The sequence below is a fragment of the Aureimonas sp. ME7 genome, assembly GCF_903970965.1.
In the GTDB taxonomy this organism is placed as follows: domain Bacteria; phylum Pseudomonadota; class Alphaproteobacteria; order Rhizobiales; family Rhizobiaceae; genus Aureimonas.
On record NZ_CAJCKW010000011.1, the window covers coordinates 1 to 16,646 of the forward strand.

20 protein-coding genes and 1 tRNA gene are annotated in these 16,646 nt (G+C 65.8%); 8 read left to right on the forward strand and 13 right to left on the reverse strand.

The genetic code is table 11. From position 1 onward, the window contains the following. Positions 1-150: 150 nt before the first annotated feature. The 4 genes from H7A85_RS16570 to H7A85_RS16585 all read right to left on the reverse strand — a co-directional run bounded on the left by H7A85_RS16570 (position 151) and on the right by H7A85_RS16585 (position 1,986). The gene (locus H7A85_RS16570) at positions 151-585 is read right to left on the reverse strand and encodes a hypothetical protein (protein ID WP_182087076.1); all 435 of its coding nucleotides are present in this window, start codon (positions 583-585) and stop codon (positions 151-153) included. Between the two features lie 71 nt (positions 586-656). Further along, the gene (locus H7A85_RS20895; protein ID WP_244631242.1) at positions 657-1,154 is read right to left on the reverse strand and encodes a hypothetical protein; all 498 of its coding nucleotides are present in this window, start codon (positions 1,152-1,154) and stop codon (positions 657-659) included. Then, positions 1,121-1,522, reverse strand: a complete 402-nt coding sequence (locus tag H7A85_RS16580) for a hypothetical protein (RefSeq protein ID WP_182087077.1) — start codon at positions 1,520-1,522, stop codon at positions 1,121-1,123. The genes H7A85_RS20895 and H7A85_RS16580 overlap by 34 nt, the downstream gene beginning before the upstream one ends. Beyond that, positions 1,513-1,986, reverse strand: coding sequence for a hypothetical protein (locus tag H7A85_RS16585; protein ID WP_182087078.1), 474 nt, complete (start codon positions 1,984-1,986; stop codon positions 1,513-1,515). The genes H7A85_RS16580 and H7A85_RS16585 overlap by 10 nt, the downstream gene beginning before the upstream one ends. A gap of 361 nt (positions 1,987-2,347) precedes the next feature. On the opposite strand from H7A85_RS16585, the gene H7A85_RS16590 reads away from it, so the two are divergent. Next, on the forward strand, positions 2,348-3,301 hold the full coding sequence (locus tag H7A85_RS16590) for a Gfo/Idh/MocA family oxidoreductase (protein ID WP_182087079.1): 954 nt from the start codon (positions 2,348-2,350) through the stop codon (positions 3,299-3,301). Between the two features lie 4 nt (positions 3,302-3,305). On the opposite strand, the gene mnmA is transcribed toward H7A85_RS16590, so the two are convergent. Beyond that, a complete protein-coding gene (gene mnmA / locus H7A85_RS16595) occupies positions 3,306-4,478 on the reverse strand; it encodes a tRNA 2-thiouridine(34) synthase MnmA (protein ID WP_182087080.1) in 1,173 nt (390 codons plus the stop codon). A 241-nt stretch (positions 4,479-4,719) separates the two neighbouring features. On the opposite strand from mnmA, the gene H7A85_RS16600 reads away from it, so the two are divergent. Further along, positions 4,720-5,010 (forward strand): DUF1153 domain-containing protein, encoded by a 291-nt coding sequence (locus H7A85_RS16600; RefSeq protein WP_182087081.1) that lies wholly within the window; start codon positions 4,720-4,722, stop codon positions 5,008-5,010. A 157-nt stretch (positions 5,011-5,167) separates the two neighbouring features. On the opposite strand, the gene H7A85_RS16605 is transcribed toward H7A85_RS16600, so the two are convergent. After that, positions 5,168-5,527, reverse strand: a complete 360-nt coding sequence (locus H7A85_RS16605; protein WP_182087082.1) for a flagellar FliJ family protein — start codon at positions 5,525-5,527, stop codon at positions 5,168-5,170. A 378-nt stretch (positions 5,528-5,905) separates the two neighbouring features. Between H7A85_RS16605 and ctrA the strand changes: the two genes are divergently transcribed. Beyond that, entirely contained in the window at positions 5,906-6,601 is a 696-nt protein-coding gene (ctrA, locus tag H7A85_RS16610) for a cell cycle two-component system response regulator CtrA (protein ID WP_182087083.1), read from the forward strand. A 69-nt stretch (positions 6,602-6,670) separates the two neighbouring features. Here the strand turns inward: ctrA and H7A85_RS16615 are convergent, their stop codons facing one another. Further along, on the reverse strand, positions 6,671-7,048 hold the full coding sequence (locus H7A85_RS16615) for a response regulator (protein ID WP_182087084.1): 378 nt from the start codon (positions 7,046-7,048) through the stop codon (positions 6,671-6,673). 100 nt (positions 7,049-7,148) lie between these two features. Next, positions 7,149-7,829: a histidine phosphotransferase family protein gene (locus H7A85_RS16620; protein WP_182087085.1), complete on the reverse strand. Its 681-nt coding sequence runs from the start codon at positions 7,827-7,829 to the stop codon at positions 7,149-7,151. Between the two features lie 255 nt (positions 7,830-8,084). On the opposite strand from H7A85_RS16620, the gene H7A85_RS16625 reads away from it, so the two are divergent. After that, positions 8,085-8,681: a DUF1134 domain-containing protein gene (locus H7A85_RS16625; RefSeq protein WP_182087086.1), complete on the forward strand. Its 597-nt coding sequence runs from the start codon at positions 8,085-8,087 to the stop codon at positions 8,679-8,681. Positions 8,682-8,832: 151 nt separating this feature from the next. Then, positions 8,833-9,822: a hypothetical protein gene (locus H7A85_RS16630; protein ID WP_182087087.1), complete on the forward strand. Its 990-nt coding sequence runs from the start codon at positions 8,833-8,835 to the stop codon at positions 9,820-9,822. Here H7A85_RS16630 and H7A85_RS16635 read toward each other — a convergent pair. Continuing rightward, on the reverse strand, positions 9,749-10,663 hold the full coding sequence (locus H7A85_RS16635) for an RNA methyltransferase (RefSeq protein ID WP_348519700.1): 915 nt from the start codon (positions 10,661-10,663) through the stop codon (positions 9,749-9,751). The two genes, H7A85_RS16630 and H7A85_RS16635, sit on opposite strands and share 74 nt — an antisense overlap. 65 nt (positions 10,664-10,728) lie before the next feature. On the opposite strand from H7A85_RS16635, the gene H7A85_RS16640 reads away from it, so the two are divergent. Next, positions 10,729-11,031 carry a hypothetical protein gene (locus tag H7A85_RS16640; protein ID WP_182087088.1) on the forward strand — a complete coding sequence of 101 codons (303 nt, stop codon included), beginning with the start codon at positions 10,729-10,731 and terminating at the stop codon, positions 11,029-11,031. A gap of 14 nt (positions 11,032-11,045) precedes the next feature. Here the strand turns inward: H7A85_RS16640 and H7A85_RS16645 are convergent, their stop codons facing one another. The 3 genes from H7A85_RS16645 to H7A85_RS16655 form a co-directional block, all read right to left on the reverse strand. Continuing rightward, on the reverse strand, positions 11,046-11,828 hold the full coding sequence (locus tag H7A85_RS16645) for a GGDEF domain-containing protein (RefSeq protein WP_182087089.1): 783 nt from the start codon (positions 11,826-11,828) through the stop codon (positions 11,046-11,048). 113 nt (positions 11,829-11,941) lie between these two features. After that, positions 11,942-12,016, reverse strand: a tRNA-Glu gene (locus H7A85_RS16650). Positions 12,017-12,107: 91 nt separating this feature from the next. Further along, entirely contained in the window at positions 12,108-12,470 is a 363-nt protein-coding gene (locus tag H7A85_RS16655) for a hypothetical protein (RefSeq protein WP_182087090.1), read from the reverse strand. Between the two features lie 29 nt (positions 12,471-12,499). Here H7A85_RS16655 and H7A85_RS16660 point away from each other — a divergent pair, with 29 nt between their 5' ends. Together H7A85_RS16660 and rpoH are read left to right on the forward strand one after the other, a co-directional pair. Continuing rightward, positions 12,500-13,525 carry an RluA family pseudouridine synthase gene (locus H7A85_RS16660; RefSeq protein ID WP_182087091.1) on the forward strand — a complete coding sequence of 342 codons (1,026 nt, stop codon included), beginning with the start codon at positions 12,500-12,502 and terminating at the stop codon, positions 13,523-13,525. 211 nt (positions 13,526-13,736) lie between these two features. Further along, on the forward strand, positions 13,737-14,648 hold the full coding sequence (gene rpoH / locus H7A85_RS16665) for an RNA polymerase sigma factor RpoH (protein WP_182087092.1): 912 nt from the start codon (positions 13,737-13,739) through the stop codon (positions 14,646-14,648). Positions 14,649-14,730: 82 nt separating this feature from the next. On the opposite strand, the gene H7A85_RS16670 is transcribed toward rpoH, so the two are convergent. Next, entirely contained in the window at positions 14,731-16,530 is a 1,800-nt protein-coding gene (locus H7A85_RS16670) for a hypothetical protein (RefSeq protein WP_182087093.1), read from the reverse strand. Positions 16,531-16,646 lie beyond the last annotated feature (116 nt).

Sequence of the window (16,646 nt, forward strand, 5' to 3'; positions counted from 1 at the left end):
GCCAGCCTCCTCGGCTGACGCAACATGGACGCAACATGCCGGGCTAAATTCGTTGCAGCACAAGGGTTGCAATCAGCTTCATAACCCGGAGGTCGGCAGTTCAAGTCTGCCCACTGCTACCAAACCCGGCCCGACCGATCGTTCGAAGCGCTATTCGCAGCGTATGGTCTGATCCACGACATATCGTCCCGCCGAGAAGATACCGTTGGATTTCGTCGCGGTCAGATTGAGGTCGAGTTCGTGGTTCCCGCTCAGAATCAAGGCGGACACGACGTCCAGCGTCGCCCCCGCGCCTTGCGAACGCCAGCCGCTTTCGAACAAGACCCCTTGATCCGCATCGGGGGGCGACTGGGCGAACCGGCCCGGCGGGTCGAGGCTGACGCGAAAGCAATTGATCTGCACCAGAAGGCCGCAGGTCGATTGGAGAACCGATCCGCTGAGAAGGGTGGAGACGCGAACCCTCGCCGGCTGGCCTCCGGCGTTGCGCGTCGACAGGCTGCGCAGATCCGGTGATGCGGTCAGCGTGCCGGAGCCGGTGACGACGATGGTACAGGTGCCGACCGTCACGTCCACCCCAGCGGCCACCGAGGATGCCCCGAGGCAACAGGCCAGAAACGCCAGCGACGCCAACCCGCGTGCTCTGCCCCCTCGCCTCGTCATGGCGCGTCGGTCGCCGGCCCGTCGGCCCAGCCCGTATTGGTCCAGTGGTCGTCGCCGGCCGAGTTGCGCTTGCCGCCTCCATTGAGGTTGGCGACCTGGCTCGTTCCCGAAAGCCCCATCTGGAGAAGCTTCAGCTCTGCCCGAAGCCGGGCGACCTCCAGCTCGTAGAGCTCGGCGCAATTCAGGCGCTTGCCGCCCCGGCCCAGCGGAATGACCACGCGCCCATAGGTCGCGATCTCGCCATCGCGCCGGCTCGAGCCGTTGATCGCGCCGACATCGAGATAGGCGCCGTTGCCCCCGACCGCCGATCGACAGGTCGTCCCGTCGGCGGCGCGAACCTCGTCCTGCCCCTGGGGAAGCGAAACCCCGGGAAGGTTGAAGCCGCTCTGGCTCTGGTTGAGGTAGTAGATGTCTTCGGCGATGGCCGGGACGGCCCAAAGGCCGGACGCGAAGACGATGGTCAGAAGGCCCGCCGTCCGAGAAACTTGCCGCATATCTGCGCCCTCACTCGCGCTTGAGAATCGGGAAATGGAATGCTTTCCGCACAGATGCGGACCTTGCGCTCGCGTTGGCCGTCGAAGGGGACGACGACCACGACGGGCCGGGACGACTGAGCCGCCAGCGTCATAGACGGAAGCGACGCGCGGGCGTCGGGAACCGGCCGGAAGTCCTGATCGTAGATCCGGACATCGAGGCGAATGGACTTGTCGTAGGGGTTCGTCGGATAGACGCGCACGGCAAACGAATCCGTGACGCTTTTCACTTCCCCGCGCATGGGCGTCAGCGATTGGGCGGACGCCGGCACGAGGTGAAATAGGACCGCGAAACCGCCGATCGCGAATGGACGCCATCCTACTCGCATCGCAGCGTCACCGTTGCGGAATAGGGCCCGTTCGAAAACGTGTCGGCGGCGGCCTTCGAGCCTGCGAGGTGAACCTTCATGGTTCTCGTGCCGGCGGCCGTCATCAGGGTCGGAGCACCCGTCTCGTCGACGTTCTGGACGCCTCGCAACTCGTAGGTCGGCAGCCAGGTCGTAGGGGTCAGATCGGCTGCGGGCACCGTCACGCCTGAAACCGGGTCGAGACTGATGCGCACGCCACCCGTCGTCACCAGTTCGACTTCCGCGGGGCTCCCGCCGACGTTCTTGGAACTCAGCGTGTTGAGCGCCCCGTTGGTGGTCAGGGCGCCGGTGCCGTTCTTGATGTTGATCGTGCATGCGGCATTCACGGTCCCCGAAAAGGTGACCGTGTTGGTGACGGCCGCTGCAGGCTCGATACAAACAGATGCCGCAGCGACACTCGACCAGAAGAATTTCAAGCTTCGCATCTTGAACTCCCGATATAATCTCTAGGTGAAAAATACACCCGTTGAGCGTGCGCGAAACTTGACGGTTTCGTATAAGCCGTTCGTTTCGAGCAGCATGCGAAGGAGTTCAATTGGCCAGGCGGGCAGAACTCTAGGTGAGACCGGACCATTGGTAAGGATACCTAGCCGAACGATGTGGACGCTCGAAGCAACCCAATCTCCACTTTAGGTTGCATCCATCGATCGCTTGCAACGACGGTGCCCATTACCCGTCGCACCGATGTCCGCTCCCTTCGTTGCCTACCCGTTCGTTCCGCTCGAACTTGCGAAGCGCCTTGGCGGACGCTAGGCAACGCTCAATGGAACCGGGAATGGAGCGCCCATGACACCGCGCATCGCCGTCGTCGGCTGTGGCCAATGGGGTCAGAACCACGTTCGAACCCTGAAGGAAATCGGTGCGCTGGCGGGCCTTTCCGACGCGGACGGCGAGCGCGCCGAAGCGCTCGCCCGGCGGTTCGATGTGCCGTCGCTGACGCTCGACGCCGTGCTGTCGGACCCGTCGATCGACGCGCTCGTTCTCGCTCTACCGCCGCGCCTGCATGGCGAGGTCGCGCGCCGCGCGGTGGCGGCGGCCAAGGACGTCTTCATCGAGAAGCCGATCGGGCTCGATCCCGCCGACGCGGCCGCAACGGCCGAGGCCGCCGCTTCGGCGGGCCGAATCCTGATGGTCGGCCACGTCCTCAAGTTCCATCCCGTCTTCCAGCAGCTGGAAGAGGTGGTGCGCGAGGGGCGTATCGGCACGGTCAGGCATATCGCCTCGACGCGCCTCGGGCTCGGTCGGTTCCTGGGCATGGACGCGGTCTGGGACCTCGCCCCACACGATATCTCGCTGGTGCTTCAGATTTCGGGCGAGCATCCGTCGCAGATTCACACACTGCGCCGCACCGTTCTCAGCGACGAAACGGACGCCGCCGATATCGCCTTCGAGTTCGCGAGCGGCATCAGCGCCGAGATCCATGTCTCGCGCATCTCGCCCTACCGCGACCGACGCTTCTCCGTCATCGGCACGGAAGGGATGATCGTGTTCGACGATCTGGCGCCCGAAGGCCAGAAGCTCGCCCTCTACGGCCACCGCGTCTGGCGTGACGGCGCAGCCTACGCCTTCTCCTCAGTCGATGCCGAGTTTCTGGAAACCGAACCGGGCCTGCCGCTCGACCGCGAACTGCGCCACTTCATCGAGTGCATCCAAACGCGCGCGACCCCGCGCACGGGCCCGGCGGAAGCCGTCGAGACGGTGCGCATCCTGCAGTTGGCCTCGCCCCGCGCCGGGGCCTGACGGCTCAGGCGACGAGGCTGGCCGCTGGCACCCCACCGGAGGCCGCGCGCTGCGTGCGCGCGATGATACCGCCGCCGAGCACCTGCGCGCCCGTGCCTTCGCCCGAATAGAAGACGCAGGCCTGCCCAGGCGAAACACCCTCCTCGCCGCTCGCCAGTTCGACGCAAAGGGCGCCTTCGCCGTCGGTCACGAGGCGCGCGGGCGTCGGCGCGCGGGTCGAGCGGATACGCACGAAAAGCTCCGTCCCCGCTTCCGCCGCGCTCTCGGCGCTCCCGTCGCCCAGCCAGTTGACGGTCCGAAGCGTCAAACGATGCGTCGCCAGCGCCTCGCGCGGGCCGACCACCACGGTCTGCGTTCGCGCCTCGATGCCCACGACATAGAGCGGCTCGGCGGCCGCGATGCCGAGCCCGCGCCGCTGGCCGACCGTGTAGTGGACGATGCCTTCATGGCGCCCGAGCGTGCGCCCGTCGAGATGCACGATGTCGCCCGGCGCGTTGGCGCTCGGCCGGAGCTTGGCGATCACGTCGCTGTAGCGCCCGTTCGACACGAAGCAGATATCCTGGCTGTCGGGCTTCGAGGCGACGCCAAGGCCATGACGGGCTGCGATCTCGCGCGTCTCTAGCTTCGTCAGATGGCCGAGCGGGAAGCGCAGGAAGTCGATCTGCTCCTGCGTCGTCGCATAAAGGAAATAGCTCTGGTCGCGGTCGAGATCGGCAGGTCGGTAAAGGCTGCGACGCTCGCCGTTCGGACGCGACAGGATGTAGTGGCCGGTCGCCAGCGCATCGGCGCCGAGCTCGCGCGCCGTCGCTAGGAGATCGCGGAACTTGACCGTCTGGTTGCACGCGACGCAGGGAATCGGCGTCTCGCCCGCTAGATAGCTTTCCGCGAACGGGTCGATCACCGATTCGCGGAACTGGCGCTCGTAGTCCAGAACGTAGTGCGGAATGCCCAGAAGCTCCGAGGTGCGCCGCGCGTCCGCGATGTCCTGCCCCGCGCAGCAGGCCCCGGCGCGCTTGGGCGTCGCGCCGCCGTCGTAAAGCTGCAGCGTGATGCCGACGACGTCGTAGCCCTCGGCTTTCAGAATCGCCGCCGTCACCGACGAATCGACGCCGCCCGACATCGCCACCACGACGCGCGTATCGGCAGGTGCCTTGGGCAGATCAAGACTGTTCAACATGGCATGGAAACCCGGATCGTTCGGCAAGCTCGGCCGGTGCGGACCTTTTAACCAACCTGCCCTACGGTGCCAACCTGTTGATGGCGCATGGCTTTCGCAAGGCAAGATTTTTGCCGTAGGCGGATCGAGGCCCGTTCGTTCAACGTGTTATCGAATTGCTACTAAGGGCTTAGCGGAATTTTTAGAAGCGACGGACTAGCTTCGTCTGGCGATTAGGTCTTTGCGTAAAGTAGAGAGTTCAATGACCGATCAGGTTAGACCAAGAGTGAAGTATGTCATTGGACCTGACGGCAGTCCGCTGACGATTGCCGACTTGCCGCCTTCCAACACGAGGCGCTGGGTGATCCGGCGCAAGGCAGAGGTGGTTGCGGCCGTGCGCGGCGGGCTTCTCAGCCTCGACGAAGCATGCTCGCGCTATACGCTGACCGTGGAAGAGTTCCTGTCCTGGCAGGTGTCGATCGACAGCCATGGCCTTGCCGGGCTGCGCACGACGCAGATTCAGGAATACCGGAAGAAGATCGATCTCCACTGAAAACGTGGGTGTCGGGAGGAAAGAAGGGGCCGGTTCGAAGAGAACCGGCCCCTTTTTCATGGCCGGTCGACTGGCGGAGGTAAGGCACGCGGCAACGAAAAAGGCCCGGAAGCGCAGAGCTCCGGGCCTTTGGATACGAAACGTCCGGTTTCGAGGTTCAGGCGACGGCGGTGCGCCGATCGTCGCCAGCGTCGCGCTGCTCGAGCTTTTCGGCGTTGACGAGTTCGGCCTCCGCCTCTTCCAGCGCGATACGAGCCGCGTTCATCTGGATCCGCAGATCGCCGACCGAGTTCGTCAGGTTGTCGCGCCGGGTGCGCGCAGCCTTGGCGAAGGTCGGATAGGCGAAGTGCTGGACATCGGTGATGCCCGACTTCTTTTCCTCGCTGGCGATCTGCGCATCGAGGTCGCCGGCCATACGCTCGAACTCGCTCAGCATCATCTGAAGCTGGTCGACCTGCCGGCGTTTTTCGGCGACCTTGAAGCGCGTCAGACGCACAAGGTTGTCACGTTTGGCCATGGCGCCATCATCTCCTTGGTCCATAGGGCTTCTAGGACATGAAACCCCGTTTCGCGCCATCCATCGGGTTTCGGGCAAGCCTCGTCGGCTACACCTTAACCGTCTGTTTACGCGCACCGTTAATCATAGTCATGGATGATTTAAGGCAGGGTAAATCGATCCCGTCCAAGTCTCCGTTTGTGGGGAAGTGTCCTTCCGGACGCACATCCACCACCAAGCGGCCCCGATGCGGACAAAAATCGAAAGACTCGGTTGAACAAACGATTTGGGTGGAAGGCATTGTTAACCATTCACTGGCACGATGCCTTCAGCTCTAAGACGAACTCCAACCTAGTCGGACATTGCTCCCCGGCCGGGCCGATGCAGAGGACCTGACTGATGCGCGTTCTTTTGATTGAGGATGACAGCGCGATCGCGCAAAGCATCGAACTCATGCTGAAGTCCGAAAGCTTCAACGTCTACACCACCGATCTCGGTGAAGAAGGCGTCGATCTCGGCAAGCTCTACGACTACGACATCATTCTTCTCGACCTGAACCTGCCCGACATGTCGGGTTACGAGGTCCTGCGCACGCTGCGCCTCGCCAAGGTCAAGACGCCGATCCTGATCCTGTCCGGCATGGCCGGCATCGAGGACAAGGTCCGCGGCCTCGGCTTCGGTGCCGACGACTACATGACGAAGCCCTTCCACAAGGATGAGCTCGTCGCCCGTATCCACGCCATCGTCCGCCGCTCCAAGGGCCATGCCCAGTCGGTCATCGTCACCGGCGACCTGACGGTGAACCTCGATGCCAAGACTGTGGAAGTGAACGGCCAGCGCGTCCACCTGACGGGCAAGGAATATGCGATGCTGGAGCTGCTTTCGCTCCGCAAGGGCACGACCCTCACCAAGGAAATGTTCTTGAACCACCTCTACGGTGGGATGGACGAGCCGGAACTGAAGATCATCGACGTCTTCATCTGCAAGCTCCGCAAGAAGCTGGCGACCGCCACAGAAGGCAAGAACTACATCGAGACCGTCTGGGGACGCGGCTACGTGCTGCGCGAGCCGGAAGTCGATACCCGCGCCGCCTGAGGCCGTCCGCTTCCAGAACCAAAGCCTATCAGGCCCGCCGCGCTCCTGCGTGGCGGGCTTTTTCGTGTCTCAGGCTGCGACGGGAACGAAGGGGTCCACCCAGGCGAGCAGCGATCGGCGGTCGAAGGGGCGCAGGATGAAACCGTCGGCACCCGCGCGCTTGGAGCGCGTCATCGTGCCGAGATTGGCCTCCACCATGGAAACGAGGATCTTGGTTTTGGCTAACCGCGGGTCCTGCCGCAGGCGACGCACGGCAGCATCCACGGCCGTATCGGGAAGCGAGGCGGACAGGAGAATCAGTTCCGGCCCCTCCCCCATCCGATCGACCGCCGCGACAGCGGCGTCGATATCGGACGAGCCCTCCACCTGGAGATCGATATCGGCCAGGATGCGGGTCGCGACCTTGATGACGATTTCGGACTCGTCGATCACCAGACAGGACGGCATGGCTTGAGCTCCCGTTCCACGCCGGCAGGTCCAGCGCTTCGAAGGCTCAATCTACACCCTCAGGTTTTAGGCCTCGTTGCCAAACAAGGCCAACCGTTCGTCAATTCGATGCGTCGGATTCGAGCGTTTCGGCGGGCGCCGCGCGTTCGAGCGGCGTGACGCGGAACGTCACCTTCTCGTCCTCCTGCTCCATGGCGATGCCAAGGCCCGCCTCTCGCGCCAGAACCAGCGTGTAGTAGGGCTGGATCGCATGGGCGTCGATCGATTCGGGCGCCGCGTCCCCGGCCAGAAGCTCGCGGAACTTGGCGGGCACCCGCAGCGGCTTGCCGGTCGAGGTGATGGTGAAGCGCGGCGCGGGCTCCAGCGCCTCGATCTCGACCTGCACCTCCCGCCCGCGCGGTACCGAGGCGTTGGCCACCAGCATCAGGTTCAGCACCAGCTTGGCGATGTTCTTCGCCACATAAGCCCGCTCGCCGCTCCAGGACAGGTTGGCCTTCTCGAAGCTCATGAAGCCTTCGGCCACCGAGCGAGCGTCGCCCATGTCGATCTGCGCGCTGGCCGAGCCGGATGCGCCATAGGCGATCCGGGCAAACTGAAGCTTGGCCACCGCACTTTTCGTCGAATTGCGGACGAGCGCCATCGATTCGGGATCGTCCGGCATGTCGTCCAGGAGCTCCAACCCGCTCTGGATCGCGCCGACCGGCGAGATGATATCGTGGCAGAGGCGGCTGGCCAGAAGCGCGGCGAGATCCGGCGCGGAAAGTTCGGGCAGGTTCGTCATCGGCGATCCGTTTGGTTAACGCGGCGTGAAAATTCGTATGGCATCCGGCCTAACATGGGTTCGGGCGCGTCCGCGAGCCCGCAGCGGACGGCTATCGATTTTCGCCGACGGCGTGGCGCGAAGGGAACACGCCCTCCCCGATCGAGAACCCCTTCCGCGTTAGCAAAGCGGAAACCATGACGCGCGCAAATTGGGGATCCGAGCGGCATCCCGTCGCCGTTCGGCGCATCCCGAGCTTTCGGAAGGATTCGAACGATGAACCGCATGATCCGGCAGATCCGCCGTTTATCGCTGGCTGCCCTTGCCGCCGCCGCGCTTCCCGCGCTTGGCCTCGGCCTCGCGCCCACCTCCGCCCTCGCCCAGCAGAGCGACGGATACTCGATGGACGAGATCGTCGGCGAAGGGCACCGCTTTTTCGGCGCGACGTCCGGAGGCTTGGCGACCGTGATCGAACGCGCCTTCCAGCAGCGCGGCCTGCCCAACGGCTATATTCTCGGCGAAGAGGGTTCGGGCGCCTTCATAGGCGGCCTGCGGTTCGGCGAAGGGACGCTGTTTACGAAGAACGCTGGCGAGCATCGCATCTTCTGGCAGGGCCCTTCCGTCGGCTTCGATGCCGGCGGCGACGGCGCGCGCACCATGATGCTTGTCTACAACCTCCCCTCCGTGGAAGGTGTCTATGGACGCTACATCGGCATGAGCGGCAGCGCCTATCTCGTCGGCGGTGTCGGGATGACCTTTCTTCAACGCGACTCGATAACGCTCGTGCCCATTCGCACCGGCCTCGGCGCACGCCTCGGCGTCAACATCGGCTATCTCAAGCTGACGCCCACCTCGACCTGGAACCCGTTCTGAGCCTCACGCCCGTCCGGCCCTAGGCCACAGACCCGACCTGGCGTAAGACTGGCGCATCGGGGCGATCGCCGGTCGCGCCCGAACGGGGAGCCGAGGGGCTCCTCGCGGTTTCGCGCGAGATCGGGATTTCGCCCAGCATGCCGAGGTGTTCATGATCGCCACCGCCCTTGTGTTCGCGCTCGGCGCCCTGGTGGCTTCGCTGGTCGCTCTCCTGTTCGCGCCCATCGTGTGGACCAACGCCCAGCGCCTCGCCCGGCGCGAGTTCCAAGCCACGATCCCGGTCGCGGTTCGCGAGGTGCAGGCGGAAATCGATGCCGTTCGGGCCGAGAGCGCGTTTGAGCTGCGGCGCGAGGCGATCCGCCACCGGTCCGCGCTGGACGCATCGGTGCGCGAGCGTGCGGAAGCCGGGCGCACGATCCTTCAGAACGGCCAGCTCCTGGCTCGCCAGTCGGAATTGGAAGAGACGATCCTGGAAGCCGGCGCGAAGGCGCAAGCGCTCGACGAGCAGCTTCAGCTTCTGACCGGCGAGCGCAACTCGCTCGCCGAGACGCGCCAGGATCTGCGCCAGCGGTTGGACCGTCGCGAGGCGGAGTTCCAGGCCCTTTCCGGCAAGCATCAGGCGCTGAGCGAAGCCTTCGACGAGCAACGGTTTCGTCTGGCGACCGCCGAAACACGCATTCTGGAAATGGGCGCCGCGCTTCGGCCTGAGCCGAAGCCGGAGGTCGCACCACCGAGAGTCGACCCCGCGCCCGCCCCGAACGCGCCTCCCCCGGCCGCCGAACGCCGCCCGGACCAGCCGTCGGGAAGCAGCCGCCTGCGCGCAGCGTTGTCGAAGGGAAGTGACATCAAGCCGCCGACCGGCACGGAGAGCCACGCCGAGATTCGCGAGCGCGTCGGCGACATCGCCGCGCGCGTGATCCATCAGCAGATCAAGGCGGAAGGGCCGGACTCCAAGGTCGCCCGTATCATCGCGGCGGCCCCTCCGGCCGATCCGAACGCCACCGAGCCGCTTCTGGCCGATCGGGTCCGCCAGTTGCAGGCCGAGGACGCAGCGGGCGCCAAGGCCGTCAGCCCGCCGCCGTCCCCGCGCTCTCCGAAAAAAAATGGTGGAGGGCGATCGCGGCGGACGTCGCCACGTTGAGACTGTCCAGCCCCGGCGCCATCGCGATCCGCACCGGCTGGCAGCGACGCATCACCTCGCGCTCCAAACCCTCACCTTCCGCCCCGAGAAACAGGGCACGGGGTCTCTCACGCCCCATGTTCCGAAGCTCCGTCGGCCCCGAAGGCGACAGCGCCAGACATTGGAATCCCTTCCCTTCCAGCATGGCGACGAGGCCGGACGCCGTCCCGCCGCGCGCGAACGGCAGGGTCAGAACGGTTCCGACCGAGACCCGGATCGCCTTGCGATACAAGGGGTCGCATGCGCGCTCGTCGAGCAGCACAGCGCCGGCACCGAACGCTGCGGCGTTGCGGAAGATCGCACCCATGTTGTCGTGGTTGGAAATGCCGCAGGCGACCACCACCGTGCCACCTGTCGCCGCCGTAGCATCCAGTGCCGCATCCGCGTCTCGCTCGGCCGTCGCCGCGTCGGTCTCGGCCAGCGCCATCACGCCGCGATGGACATGAAAGCCGGCGATCGCGTCGAACACCTCGCCTTCGACCTGGTAGATCGGAACATCCGGATTCAACATCCTCAGGCGCGGCAACAGGTTGGCCACACGCGCACGCAGGAGAAGCAGGCTGACAGGACGAAAGCGGGTGGAGGCGAGAAGCTGGTCCAGAACCACACTCCCCTCCGCGATGAACCGCCCCTGCCGGCTCCAGTCGCGCTCGCGAACCGCGCGGTAGGCCTCGATCCGGGGATCGTGCGGATCATGGATGTCGATCAGCCGGGGCTGCCCGTTCGAGCGATCGTGCAACGCCGCTTCCTCTTCCATCGCCGGTTCGATATTCCTCGCCGCGAGCCGCTTGGTCCGGGCCATGGACCGCAGTACCACCCTCGAGCGTGTGAGCAAGCGATTTGGCCGGCCCCCGTTTCGAAGATGCGATGCCGACCCGTTTCGGGAAACTGCTGATCACGCTCGCTTGCCTCGCGACAGTGGGCGGCGCGGACGCCGCCCCCGTCGCACCGACGCAGCCGCCGCTCGACGAGATCCAGCGCTCGGTTCGCGATGCGATTCGACGTCGAGGCTTCTGGTGCGCTGGCAACGTTTCCATCGAGCGCCCTCAAGGGAATGATGGGACGCAGGCCGTTCGCGTGATCTGCGGGGACGCCGATCAGCAAGCGTCCTACGATGTGCGGATCGACGCATCGCATCTCGATGTGAGGGAAGTCTGGGACGACCGTTGATCCCCGGCCGGCCTTCAGGCGCTGGCCGGAAGGGGCATGGGAATGACCTTGCCGCCGCGGGCGCCGTCCGCGTCGACGCACATGTTGCGTCCCTCGCGCTTGGCTTCGTAGAGCGCTGCATCGGCGCGGGCGAAGGCCGCCATGACGCTTCGATCGCCGATCTCCGACAAACCGACGCTGACCGTCACATGCAGTTCGGGGGGCAAGGGCGAGCCGCCGAGCCGCGCGACGCTCCAGCGCAGCCGCTCGGCGATCTCCATCGCCTCTTCGCGGCTCAATTGCTGCAGCGTGACGGAAAACTCCTCGCCGCCGATCCGGCCTGCGAAATGGGGCGGCTTGAGAAGCCCGTTCAGCGTGCGCCCGACCTCCGCGATGACGTAGTCACCGACGAGATGGCCGTAGGTATCGTTGATGCGCTTGAAGTGGTCGATATCGAGAACGAGAAGGGTCGCTCGGGCCGTGACGCTGCGCGAGCGCTCCAACGTCGCGAAGAAGCCGCGACGGTTGAGAAGGCCGGTCTGGACGTCGGTCAGCGAGAGAGCCTCGAACTGCTCCTTCAGCCGGAAGAGTTTCAGGTTGGCATGCGCCAAAGCGCTCAGGAACAGGGCCGACATCGCCGACGCCGTGAACGTCGTCTGGATCAGGGACGGCCAAAGGCGATCGGGCTGCGTATAAAGGTTGATCGCGGCATCCACCGCATCGGTGGCAAGGGTGATCCCAAGCGTTGCGAGGAGAACCTTGACCACCATCTCCCGACGGCTGCGGATCACGGCGAGATTGGCGAGCATGTTCTTCATGGGAAAGGATTCCGAGCGAGTGCCCATCATGCCGAACGTTCGTTGAAATCGTCTCAATCACGAACGGCGAAACGGCAGCCGGATCCTGGAAAAGCTGAGCCGTGATGGGAAGCTGGTACGCCCAAGGGGAATCGAACCCCTGTTTGCGCCGTGAGAGGGCGCCGTCCTAACCGCTAGACGATGGGCGCGTGCCAGTGATCGGGGATATAGCCGGAGCGTTTCGGCATGGCAAGGGGGTTTCTCGCCCGAAAGCTTGGAACCCGCTCGGGCATGGGTGCGTCAGGAGCCGTCCGGATCCAAACGGATGCGCGAGATCAGGGTGCCCGTGGATGGGTTGAAAACCACGAGCTCCTGGAACCCCTCCGGCGCATCGACCACCACGAGCGCTCGATCGGGCGAAATGCCCGTCGCGAGCGTCACGCGGCCGCCCAACGGAATCGGCAGGAGCGCGGCGACAGGTGTCGTGGGGGCCTCGGCGTCCGAGCCTCTCCCCCCGGAGCGATAGACAACCGCGCTCAGAACCGCGATAAGCCCGACGAACAAGACGGCGATGGACAGTGCCAGAAGGCGAACCATCTTGCGCCGCACCTTTTCGAAGGCGGGATCCTGAGGCAGTCCGCTGGGCTCGTTGTTGGCTGTCACTTGGTTTTCTTGCGCCTTTGGAGTTTCGAATGTCGTTCGTTGGTACAGGCGCGGGGGAACGCGGGGCAAGTGCGTTCGTGGTCGGCGACGAGGATACCGGCCGGCGGCTGGACCAGTTTCTGGCAGCAGCGCTCGGCGGCGAGCTGTCCCGGTCGCGCATCCAGGCCTTGATCGAGGCCGGACAGGTTGCGATCGACGGCCACGCCGCCCTAAGCCCCAAGCGCAAGGTCGCGGCGGGCGAAACCATCGCGCTTCAGGTGCCCGAGCCCGAGGCCCCCGATCCGACGCCGGAGAACATCGCGCTCGACATTCTGTTCGAGGACGAGCATCTCGTGGTGCTCGACAAGCCGGCCGGCCTCGTAGTCCATCCCGGTCCCGGCAACTGGACGGGTACCCTCGTCAACGCCCTTCTCTTCCATTGCGGCGACACGCTGTCGGGCATCGGCGGCGTCAAGCGCCCGGGCATCGTCCACCGGCTCGACAAGGATACGAGCGGCGTCATGGTGGTCGCCAAGAACGACGCGGCCCACCGTTCGCTCGCTGCCCAGTTCGCGGCGCACGGGCAGGACGGGCGGATGGAGCGCGCCTATCAGGCCGTGGTTTGGGGCATCCCCTCGCGCCCGAACGGCACGATCGAAGCGGCACTCGGGCGCTCCAACTCCGATCGCACCAAACGAACCGTCGTACCGGAAGGCCGCCCGGACGCGCGCCATGCCGTGACGCATTTCGAAGTGCTGGAGCGGTTCGGGGTGGAAGGGGCGAACGCCTCGCTGATCGCCTGCATCCTGGAAACCGGCCGCACGCATCAGATCCGCGTGCACCTCAGCCATATCGGGCATCCGCTGATCGGGGACGACGTCTACGGCGCCCATTTCCGCACCAAGTCGCGCAAGCTCGGCGAGGTCGGCGCCGACGTGGAAGCCTTCGGCCGGCAGGCGCTTCACGCCTATCGCCTCGCCTTCGAGCATCCCGCCACCGGCGAAGCGATGGAGTTCGAAACCGAGCTTCCGGCCGATATGGAGGAACTCGTGGAGAGCCTGCGGCGTTTGGGCTGACACCGACGCGGCGCAAAGCTTGGCTTCCTCGCGGAAGACGCCGCCGACGTCCTCATCAGGTGAACGAAATGTAACCTTCGTTTGCCCACGAAAAACCGTGCAATTCTGGCATTGCGTTCCCATATGTCATCTCGATGGGTCGTGCCTTCGGGGCGGCTCAGGGCCGGCCGGCTTCTGCGAAGAAGCGGTCCAGGCAGAAGGAGGGTTTCATATGGCGAAAGCCAACCTACCCAGCATCGCATCCAGCGAAGGCGGCCTCAGCCGCTATCTCGACGAGATCCGCCGCTTTCCGATGCTGGAGCCGCAGGAAGAATACATGCTGGCCAAGCGCTATGCCGAGCACGACGATCGTGCGGCGGCGCATCGGCTGGTGACGAGCCATCTGCGCCTCGTGGCGAAGATCGCGATGGGCTATCGCGGCTACGGCCTGCCGATCGGCGAAGTCGTGTCGGAAGGCAATGTCGGCCTGATGCAGGCGGTCAAGCGCTTCGACCCGGAGCGGGGTTTCCGTCTGGCGACCTATGCGATGTGGTGGATCAAGGCTTCGATCCAGGAATATATCCTGCGGTCCTGGAGCCTCGTGAAGATGGGCACCACGGCCAACCAGAAGCGCCTGTTCTTCAACCTGCGCAAGATGAAGAGCCGCATTCAGGCGCTCGACGAGGGCGACCTGCGCCCCGATCAGGTCGAGCAGATCGCCACGCAGCTCGGCGTCAGCGAGGACGAGGTCGTTTCGATGAACCGTCGCCTGTCGGGCGACGCTTCGCTGAACGCGCCGATCCGCGCGACCGAGGGCGAGTCGGGCGAGTGGCAGGACTGGTTGGTGGACCAGTCGGAGAGCCAGGAGGATATCCTGGTCGAGCAGGACGAAATGCAGCAGCGTCGTGGCATGCTCCACCGCGCGATGGACGTCCTCAACGACCGCGAGCGCCGCATCTTTGAGGCGCGCCGTCTTGCCGAAGATCCGCTGACGCTGGAAGCGCTGTCCGGCGAGTTCGACATCAGCCGCGAGCGGGTGCGCCAGATCGAGGTGCGCGCCTTCGAGAAGGTTCAGAAGGCGGTGCAGGACACGGCGGAGGCTGCTCGCCGGCAGCTTCGCGTCGTCGAGGAAGCCCACGCCTGACGCGTGGGCTTGCCTGCCCGTATCCAACGAAAAAGGCCGGTCTTTCGAGACCGGCCTTTTTCATGTGTCACTTCCGTCGAGATCAGGTCCGACGCGCGGCCCAGGCATCCAGCGCCTCCTTGAAGACGCGATCGCCGGGGATCCCCTTCTCGATCGACATCAGCGCGCGTTGGCCGCTCGTGTAGGCGATCGGGATATCGATCCATTCCTCTCGGCCGAGAAGCCCGAGATTGCTTTCCACTGCCTGCGGCAGATCGTTCAGCGCGATGATGAAGAAACCATCCGAAATCTTGCCGGCTACTCCGATCAGAGGCTCGCCGCGCGCCTGTTCGGTCGGCTTCAGCGCGAGGCGCTGGACGTTCTCGATCTGGCCGCCCGGGAAGCCGGCGGGCGTGTCGAACATCAGCTCGATCACGTGGCTCGCCGGCAGGGTGGCGTCCGCGTTGCGCCGAATGGTCAGCGTCATGCGAAGGTTCGAGCCCTGAACGTCGGCAACGGCGCGGATCGCCGGCTCGGGCGGCTGCCCATCGGCCGGCGCCTCGCTGATGACGCTCCAAACGACGTTGCCGCCCTGCTGGGTTCCTTCCCGGTCCGCCGAACGCTCCTCGTAGAACACCGCGCGTTGGCCGACGGGGACCGTCGCGGAGGCGGTGGCAGGGGGCGATGCATTCGTCGTCGGGGGCTCGGGCGTTGCCGCAGCGGTCGCAGGCGGTGCGTCGGCCGGGGGCGACGACACCGCCTCGGCAGGCTGGATGCTGGCCTGCGCGACGTCGGTCCCTTCCTCGAAGGCGTTCGGCGCGTTCGGGCCGGGACCTTCGTCCACCTCGCTACCGTCCGGCAGAAGGCGCTGGGTGAACTGACGGCCACCCGTTCCGGCACCCGGCGCCGTATCGGCGGGCGCGCCTGCGGGAGGTGTTGCGACCTCCGGTGTCGCACCATCGGTCGCAGCAGGCGTTTCGCCGGTATCGGTCGTTTGCCCCGGCTGCGTCGCCGGAACGGACGCGACCTGCGTCGAGGAACCGAGGAGGGCGTCGCGGATATCGTCGAGGTAGACGAAGCCGAGAGCTCCAAGGCCGAGAATGCCGACCACGGCCGCACCCGCGACCAAGGGCGCGGAGTTGCGTCGCTTCGCACGGCGGGCGGGATAGCGCGGGGCCGCGACATCCGCCTCTGGAATGCCGGACAGCATCGCACCGGGAGACTGACCGGCCCGGCGATCCTCGGCAGGGGCCGGCGGAGCGCTGGCCGGGCGAAGGATGGCGCGCGGCATCCGCTCTGCCGCAGCGTCGCGTTCGGACGGCGCATCCACCACCGGTCCGATCTCGCCGACCTTCGGCTCGTCGGAAACCCGGGGCGTCTCGTCGGGCGCCATGCGGGCGCGCGGCTCGGCAGGGAAGGCCGGACGCGCGGGCGCCCCTTCGCGCGGCGGCCTCGGCTCGGCGCGAAATGCCGGCTCGGAAGCAGGTGGCGCGGCTTCGACTGGTGATGCCGGCCGGATCGTCGGCGTCGCCCGTGGGAACGGCGGGGGGACGGGACGTTCCTCGGCAACCGGAGGCGGTGACGGAGCGGCGGGTTCGACAGGCGGCCGCGACGGCGAGACCGGCTCCGCCTCGGGGCGCGCCGGCTCAGTTGGCGCGGGCGCCACATCGGACGCCGCCGGACCGCCTTCTAGCTCCAGATAGTGCGCTTCCGACTCCTGGATCGCGTCTTCCAGAACGCGATAGCGCGCTTCCACCACGTGATCGGCCAGCGGCGGATCGGCGGCCTGGATCTGCCGCGTGATCGCGGCCCTGGCCTTCTCGTAGACCTTGGCGCGCAGTTGGGGCGTCGCGTTGGGCAAGCCGTCGATGGTCTTGCGAAGGACGGCGGTCAGATTCGCCATGAAGCGCTGCACTCACTTGAGATCGGCCGAACCGTTCCCCGTTCGGGCGCCGCCGCCTCGCCCGGCTCGCGACCCGGCCCCGCCTGCCGAGGGGTCGAACGCGAAACGGATGGGGA

Excerpts from the sequence above, each read along its gene's own strand:
- H7A85_RS16630 (WP_182087087.1), top strand. The coding sequence starts at position 8,833 with ATGATCGCCACCGCCCTTGTGTTCGCGCTCGGCGCCCTGGTGGCTTCG.
- mnmA (WP_182087080.1), bottom strand. The coding sequence starts at position 4,478 with ATGTTGAACAGTCTTGATCTGCCCAAGGCACCTGCCGATACGCGCGTC.
- H7A85_RS20895 (WP_244631242.1), bottom strand. The coding sequence starts at position 1,154 with ATGCGGCAAGTTTCTCGGACGGCGGGCCTTCTGACCATCGTCTTCGCG.
- H7A85_RS16590 (WP_182087079.1), top strand. The coding sequence starts at position 2,348 with ATGACACCGCGCATCGCCGTCGTCGGCTGTGGCCAATGGGGTCAGAAC.
- ctrA (WP_182087083.1), top strand. The coding sequence starts at position 5,906 with ATGCGCGTTCTTTTGATTGAGGATGACAGCGCGATCGCGCAAAGCATC.
- H7A85_RS16600 (WP_182087081.1), top strand. The coding sequence starts at position 4,720 with ATGACCGATCAGGTTAGACCAAGAGTGAAGTATGTCATTGGACCTGAC.
- H7A85_RS16625 (WP_182087086.1), top strand. The coding sequence starts at position 8,085 with ATGAACCGCATGATCCGGCAGATCCGCCGTTTATCGCTGGCTGCCCTT.
- H7A85_RS16670 (WP_182087093.1), bottom strand. The coding sequence starts at position 16,530 with ATGGCGAATCTGACCGCCGTCCTTCGCAAGACCATCGACGGCTTGCCC.
- H7A85_RS16660 (WP_182087091.1), top strand. The coding sequence starts at position 12,500 with ATGTCGTTCGTTGGTACAGGCGCGGGGGAACGCGGGGCAAGTGCGTTC.
- H7A85_RS16620 (WP_182087085.1), bottom strand. The coding sequence starts at position 7,829 with ATGACGAACCTGCCCGAACTTTCCGCGCCGGATCTCGCCGCGCTTCTG.
- H7A85_RS16645 (WP_182087089.1), bottom strand. The coding sequence starts at position 11,828 with ATGAAGAACATGCTCGCCAATCTCGCCGTGATCCGCAGCCGTCGGGAG.
- H7A85_RS16580 (WP_182087077.1), bottom strand. The coding sequence starts at position 1,522 with ATGCGAGTAGGATGGCGTCCATTCGCGATCGGCGGTTTCGCGGTCCTA.
- H7A85_RS16640 (WP_182087088.1), top strand. The coding sequence starts at position 10,729 with ATGCCGACCCGTTTCGGGAAACTGCTGATCACGCTCGCTTGCCTCGCG.
- rpoH (WP_182087092.1), top strand. The coding sequence starts at position 13,737 with ATGGCGAAAGCCAACCTACCCAGCATCGCATCCAGCGAAGGCGGCCTC.
- H7A85_RS16605 (WP_182087082.1), bottom strand. The coding sequence starts at position 5,527 with ATGGCCAAACGTGACAACCTTGTGCGTCTGACGCGCTTCAAGGTCGCC.
- H7A85_RS16635 (WP_348519700.1), bottom strand. The coding sequence starts at position 10,663 with ATGGCCCGGACCAAGCGGCTCGCGGCGAGGAATATCGAACCGGCGATG.
- H7A85_RS16585 (WP_182087078.1), bottom strand. The coding sequence starts at position 1,986 with ATGCGAAGCTTGAAATTCTTCTGGTCGAGTGTCGCTGCGGCATCTGTT.
- H7A85_RS16615 (WP_182087084.1), bottom strand. The coding sequence starts at position 7,048 with ATGCCGTCCTGTCTGGTGATCGACGAGTCCGAAATCGTCATCAAGGTC.